At 65.9% G+C, this 7,104-nt stretch carries 3 protein-coding genes and 1 pseudogene; 3 read left to right on the top strand and 1 reads right to left on the bottom strand.

The features are described 5' to 3' along the window. Window positions 1–614 (bottom strand): methylmalonyl-CoA carboxyltransferase (locus GX414_07145; GenBank protein ID NLI46866.1); only part of this gene is annotated, 614 nt, incomplete at its 3' end. 318 nt (window positions 615–932) lie between these two features. On the opposite strand from GX414_07145, the gene GX414_07140 reads away from it, so the two are divergent. From GX414_07140 to GX414_07130, 3 genes and pseudogenes are all read left to right on the top strand, one after another. After that, window positions 933–2,576, top strand: coding sequence for a phosphoenolpyruvate carboxykinase (ATP) (locus tag GX414_07140; GenBank protein NLI46865.1), 1,644 nt, complete (start codon window positions 933–935; stop codon window positions 2,574–2,576). Between the two features lie 609 nt (window positions 2,577–3,185). After that, window positions 3,186–4,052, top strand: a pseudogene (locus GX414_07135) (DUF3300 domain-containing protein). Window positions 4,053–5,805: 1,753 nt separating this feature from the next. After that, on the top strand, window positions 5,806–6,780 hold the full coding sequence (locus tag GX414_07130) for an NAD-dependent epimerase/dehydratase family protein (GenBank protein NLI46864.1): 975 nt from the start codon (window positions 5,806–5,808) through the stop codon (window positions 6,778–6,780). Window positions 6,781–7,104: the final 324 nt, after the last annotated feature.

The following is a 7,104-nucleotide window of genomic DNA, read 5'->3' as shown; positions in this document are numbered from 1 at the left end:
CCGGTCACGGTCTTGATGACTTGCGGACCGGTAATAAACATCTGGCTGGTGTTTTTCACCATATAAATGAAATCGGTGATGGCCGGCGAATAGACCGCGCCACCGGCGCAGGGGCCCATGATGGCCGAGATCTGCGGGATGACGCCCGACGCCATGGTGTTGCGGAGGAAGATGTCGGCGTAGGCACCGAGGCTCACCACGCCCTCCTGGATGCGGGCGCCGCCCGAGTCGTTGAGACCGATGAGGGGAAGTCCGTTCTTCATGGCCAGATCCATGATCTTGCAGATCTTCTCGGCGTGCGCCTTCCCCAGGCTGCCGCCGAAGACGGTGAAATCCTGCGAGAAGACGTAGACGGGGCGGCCGTCGATGGTGCCCTGACCGGTCACGACGCTGTCGGACAGGACCCGCTTCTCGCCCATCCCGAACTCGTGGGAGCGGTGGGTGACGAACATGTCGAGCTCGACGAAGGTCCCCTTGTCCAGCAAGGCGTCGATGCGCTCGCGCGCGGTCATCTTGCCCTTGGCGTGCTGGGCGTCGATCCGGTCGCGACCGCCGCCCTGCCGGGCGGTTTCCCGCATGGCGCGCAGGCGCTCGATTTTTTCAGGCGTACTCATGGAGCCTCCTTTGGTGCTGCCGGACGTTGTGCCGCTCCCGGCCGCCATCTCCCGCTCGAGCGGGCGGAGTTGGACACTCACCCGTCGTGCGGATGCCTGGCGCTGGGTCCTCTCAAGGGAAAAAAGAACCGCACCTGCTGCAATGGGACCCGATGGGTGCCGGGAGCGGAGCCACTATACCGAATCCGGCCGAAAAATCAAGCGCTAAGTCGGGGGATTGATTATTCGACTGGTTTGGTCTAGACTGCACTTTTCCAGCCCGGTTGGAGCGCAAGCCGGCCCGCCGGCCGGGCCGCAATTTTCCCGAAGGAGTTCACCGTGGAATTCTTCACCCGTCTGGACCAGGCCCTGCAGGCGCACCCCAACGTGCATGTCAGCCCGTCACGGCGGCTGCTCATCGAGCACGCCGTGGCTCACCGCGAGGCGATCGTCAGCCGGAACGGCGCCCTCGCCACCTGGACACCGGTGGATTCCACGGGGCGCAGCCCCAAGGACACGGTGATCGTCCGCCGCCCCGAGATCGTGGCGGATATCGACTGGGACTCGCCCAACAACATCCCCCTGGAGCCGGAAACCTTCGACATGATCCTCGCCGACGCCCTGGCGCTCATCCGGCAAAAAGACCGGATGTACGTACTGGACCGCGTGGTGGGCGCCGACAGCGCCTACGCCCTGCCCGTGCGGACCGTGTCCAACTGCGCGCTGTCCGTCCTGTTCTGTGAGACCATGTTCCGGCCGGTCCCGCCCGACATCCAGCGCAGCATCTTCGCCGCCCGGCCCTTCACCCTCATCGCCCTGCCTGCGGACCGGCTGGACAAGGCGCGTTACGCCGGCCGGGTGCGCACGCTGCCCGACGGCTCCGCGTCGGACCTGATCGTGGCCATCGACTTCGTGAACCGGTTGGGCGTCATCATCGGTTCGTCCTACATGGGGAGCTGCAAGAAGCTGATCTTCACCGTGATGAACTACCTGCTCCCCGGCGTCGGGATCCTGCCGCTGCACGCGTCGGCCAACGAGGGCGCCGACGGCACCACCGCCCTGTTTTTAGGGCTCTCCGGTACGGGGAAGACCACCCTGTCGGCCGACCCCGACCGCGCGCTGCTCGGCGACGACGAGCACGGCTGGAACGATCACGGCATCGCCAACTTCGAATTCGGCTGCTACGCCAAGCTCATCAACCTGAACCCGGCCAAGGAGCCACAGATCTACAACGCCATCATGCACGCGGCGCCGTACCTTGAGCACGGCGCCATCGTGGAAAACGCCATGATGTATCCGAGCGGCGACTTCGATTTCCACGACGCGCGGCTGACGGAAAACTCCCGCGGCTCGTATCCGCTGTCGTTCCTCCCGGGGATCAAGGAGCCGCCCGTGGGCGCGCATCCCAAGACCATCGTCTTCCTCACGGCCGACGCCAACGGCGTGCTGCCGCCGGTGGCCAAGCTGAACCAGGACCAGGCCATGCTCTGGTTCCTGATGGGTTACACGAGCAAGCTGGCCGGCACCGAGACCGGCATCACCGAGCCGGTGTCCACGTTCTCCCGGTTCTTCGGCGCGCCGTTCATGCCGCGCAACCCCGACGCCTACACCTCGCTGCTCGGCGAGAAGATGCGCCGGCACGGCACCCACGTCTACCTGGTGAACACGGGCTGGAGCGGCGGCGCCTACGGCGTGGGCAAGCGGATGGACATCAACCTGACCCGCGCCATCATCACCGCGGTGCTCAACGGGACGCTGGACCAGGCGGCGGTCGCCACCGACCCGCTGTTCCACATCCAGGTGCCCCAGTCGTGCCCCGGCGTGCCGGACGCGGTGCTCAACCCCCGCAACACCTGGCCGGACAAGGACGCTTTCGACCAGCGCGCCCGCAAGCTGGCCGAGGAGTTCGCCAAGCACTTCGACAAGGCGTTCGGCAAGAAGAACCTCCCCGCCTCGGTGGTGGGCGCCTGCCCGGGGAAGTGACGGCATCATCGGAGTTCGGATCGCCGGTCATGATCCCATCCGTTGAGAGTTGCGAGTTGATGGTTGATGGTTCGTGCTCGTAATTCGTAATCGTAATCGAGCTGGTTGAAGGTTAGAACGTTCGCAGGTTCACAGGTTCATAGGTTCATAGGTTCACAGGTTCGGGGACGATTGGTGGTTGAAACCTTCGAACTTGTGAACCTGAAACTTGTGAACCCGGAACTTGTGAACCTGGAACTTGTGAACCTGGAACTTGTGAACCTGCAAACTTGAAGCGAATGGATTAACCACCAACCGCCCCCGAACCTGTAAACCTGCGAACTTTCTCGATTCACCCATTCACCGTTTCCCCCGCCCCCCAATTATTTATCCCCCCGTGAACCATTACCCCCTTCCTTGGATCTATCTCTGAGGCGGAGTCAGTGCATCCGGCCGGAGGGTCCGCATCGATGGATCCCGGCGCGCAGGCGGCGGTAAGCCATGCGCGCGCCGCGGCGGCCGGACCGCCGCTTGCTATAATGGAATGGGATGATCCGTGAATCGTCCCCAAGGTGAGACCTGCCTGGCCGGCGGACCGCGGTTTGAACGTACTGTGTATGGGGGCATGCCATGAACACGCATCGTGACCGATTCGGAGTGCGGTGGATCCTGCTGGGGGCCCTGGTGGCTGCGGCGTGCAGCACGTGGCTGCCGGCCGTCGAGACCCAGCCGCCGCCGACCGCCGGCGCCGACACCGTCCAGCCCGGCCCCGCGGCCCCGCGGCCGTGGACCCCGGAGGAGCTGGACAGCCTCGTCGCGCCCATCGCCCTCTATCCCGATCCCCTACTGGCCCAGGCCCTGGCGGCGTCCACCTATCCGCTGGAGCTGGTCGAGGCCAAGCAGTGGCTCGAGCGGCATCCCGATTTGAAAGGTAAGGAACTGACCGACGCGGCGGCGCAGCAGGACTGGGATCCCAGCGTCCAGGCCATGGTGACCTTCCCCGACGTCCTCAACCGCCTCACCGAGAACATCGGCTGGACCACCGACCTCGGCAACGCCTTCCTGGCCCAGCAGGCCGATGTCATGGACGCCGTGCAGCGCCTGCGCCTGGAGGCGCAGGCGGCCGGCAAGCTGCGGTCCACGCGGGAGCAGGAGGTGACGGCGAAGGTCATCGAGGAGCGGACCGTCGTCGAGATCGTCCCGGCCGACCCGGAGGTGATCTACGTCCCGATCTACAGCCCGCGGGTCATTTGGGGCACCCCGGTCTATTATGACTACCCGGCGCTCTGGTACCCGGCCTGGCCGTCGGCCGCCGACTACTGGATCAGCTTCGGCCTCGGCATCACTCTGAGCTGGTACTACCCCGGCTGGAACTACTGGTACGCCGGCGGCTGGCCGTGGGGCTGGGGCTGGGGCTGGGGCTGGGGCTGGCCCGGCTGGGGCTGGGGTTGGCCGAGCTGGGGGTGGCACGGCTGGGGCTGGGGGTGTGGCTGGGGTCCGCACGGCGGCGTCTACTACAACGGGCATTTCTGCGACCACTACGGCTATCATCACCGCCATCACGGCCATGACGGCCGTCACAACGGCGGCCATCACCGCAGCGGCCAGTGGCAGCATGACGCCTACCACCGCGGCGGCGTACCATACCGGACCACGGACGTGGCCCGGCGCTACGGCGCCGACGGCGGCCGCACCGCCGGCGCCCGGCGCAGCACCGGCGGCGATTACGCTTCGCGGAGCCGCACCGGCGTCACCCGCGGCGGGTCCGGCGAATCCGCGGGCCGGAGCGCCGGCGCCTACCGGAACGCCGGTCCCGGCGCCGGCCGGAACGTCACATCCCGCACCGGAGGTTCGGGGACCGTCGCAACGAACCGTTCCGGCGACCGGACCGCATCGGTGAACCGGTCGTTCAGCCGCGACGCGACCACCGGCGCCTATCGCAACACGGTCACGGGGCGCACCCGGTCGGCGGACGGTCCGTCTACCCATTCCAGCCGGGCCGCCGGCTCAGGCACGCCGTCGTCCGGGGGCCGCGTTGCCGGAAATGCCTCGTTTGCCCGCGACCGCTCCGCCGGCGACAGCGGCAGCCGCGCGTACAGCTCCCGGTCGTACGGAAGCGGCGGCGCCTACGGCGGCTCCGCCTACTCGGGCAGCCGCTCGTCCGGCGCCCGCGCCTATTCCTCGGGCGGCGCGTCGCGTGACCGCTCCTACTCGGGCAGCCCGTCGTACGGCAACCGGTCGTTCTCATCCGGCAGTTCGTCCGGCGGCCGGGCCTATTCGGGCGGTGGTTTTTCGGGCAGCCGCTCGTTCAGCAGCCGGTCGTACAGCGCGCCTTTGGGCGGTCACTCCTACAGCGGCGGCTCGCGCAGCTTCTCGGGCGGCGGCGGTTCCCGCAGCTTCTCGGGCGGTGGGGGTTCCCGCAGCTTCTCCGGCGGCGGCTCCCGCGGCGGCCGGCGCTGAACCAATCGCCCGTCAACGGCGTTTGAAGGTTAGAACATTCGAGTGTATAAAAGTTCACACTGTTAGCTGACCGTTGACCGTTGAGGGTTGCGCGTTACGGGTTTGCGCTTGTCATCGCAACCGGAACTGTTGGAACGTTGGAACATCTGCAGGTTTTAACGTTCACAGGTTCACAAGTTTCAGGTTCACAAGTTCCAGGTTCACAAGTTCCAGGTTCACAGGTTCACAAGTTCCAGGTTCACAGGTTCACAAGTTCCAGGTTCACAAGTTCGAAGGTTTCAACCATCAATCATTCCTTAACCTGCGAACCTGTGAACCTGCGAACCTGCTAACTTTCGAACTTGAAACGAATGGATCACCCCTCAACCGCCCCCGAACCTGCGCACCTGCGAACCTGCGAACTTTCGAACTTGGACCGAATGGATCACCCCTCAACCGCCCCCGCACCTGTGAACCTGCGAACCTTCGAACTTTCGAACTTGGACCGAATGGATCACCCCTCAACCACCCCCGCACCTGTGAACCTGCGAACCTGCGAACCTGCGAACTTTCGAACTTGAAACGAATGGATCACCCCTCAACCGCCCCCGAACCTGCGCACCTGCGAACCTGGAACCCCTGAAACGGAAACGGCCGGCACCGCGCCGACCGCTTCTTTCCATTGACCCAAAAGTTCTCTTCGTGCCTTCGCGCCTTGGCAAGCTATTCTCCTCCGCGCCCTCTGCGCCTCTGCGGTGAAAAAACCCGCCCGATCAGGTACAATGGGGCGATTCCAGGAGGCAGGGACACCATGCGCGAGGCACTAATCACCGGCGGAGCGGGCTTCATCGGCAGCCACCTCGCCGACCGCCTGCTGGCCGAGGGCTGGGGCGTCACCGCGGCGGACAACTTCGACCCCTTCTACGACCCGGCGGTCAAGCGCCGCAACGTCGCCCCGCACCTGGACAACCCGCGCTACCGCCTCGTGGAGGCGGACATCCGCGACGCCGCCGCCCTGGCCGCGGCGCTCGGCCCCTGGCCGGCCGATCCCGCCGGCGCGGTCATCGTCCACCTCGCCGCCAAGGCCGGTGTGCGCCCCTCCATCGCCGACCCGGTGGCCTACGAACAGGTGAACGTGGGCGGCACCCAGAACCTGCTGGAGCTGGCGCGCGCCCGGGGCGTGACGCAGTTCGTGTTCGGCTCCTCGAGCAGCGTCTACGGCGTCAACCCGCGGGTGCCGTGGCGCGAGGACGACGCCGGCCTCCGGCCCATCAGCCCGTACGCCGCCACGAAGGTGGCCGGCGAGCTGCTGGGGCACGTCTACAGCCACCTCCACGGCGTCCGCTTCGTGGCGCTGCGGTTCTTCACCGTGTACGGCCCGCGCCAGCGGCCGGACCTGGCCATCCACAAGTTCGCCCGGCTCATCCGCGCCGGCCGGCCCGTGCCCCTCTACGGCGACGGTTCCACCAGCCGCGACTACACCTACGTGGACGACATCGTCGCCGGCATCCGCGCCGCCATGGATTGGCGCGCCGGCCCGTACGCCGTCATCAACCTGGGCAACAGCCACACCGTGACGCTGGCGGAGCTCGTGGCGGCGCTCGAGGCGGCGCTCGGCGCCCGGGCCGCGGTCGAGCGCCTTCCCGATCAGCCCGGCGACGTCCCCCGCACCTGGGCGGACATCGCCACCGCCCGCCGCCTCCTCAACTGGCAGCCGTCCACCCCCCTGCCCGCCGGCCTCAGGCGATTTGTCGAGTGGTTGGATGGGCTAAGGGATGAGGGCTGAGACGGTTGATGGTTGAGGGTTCGTGCTCGTGATTCGTAATCGTAATCGTGATCGCAATCGTCATCGAGCTGTTGGAAGGTTTAAACGTTCGCAGGTTCACAAGTTCCAGGTTCACAGGTTCACAAGTTTCAGGTTAACAGGTTCACAAGTTTCAGGTTAACAGGTTCACAAGTTCCAGGTTCACAAGTTCGAAGGTTTCAACCATCAATCATTCCTGAACCTGCGAACCTGCGAACTTTCGAACTTGAAACGAATGGATCACCCCTCAACCGCCCCCGAACCTGCGAACTTGCGAACCTGGCACCTGTGAACCTTCTCCCCTTT

This window comes from Acidobacteriota bacterium (genome assembly GCA_012517875.1).
Taxonomy (GTDB): domain Bacteria; phylum Acidobacteriota; class JAAYUB01; order JAAYUB01; family JAAYUB01; genus JAAYUB01.
This window is presented reverse-complemented; position numbering and strand designations above follow the sequence as displayed.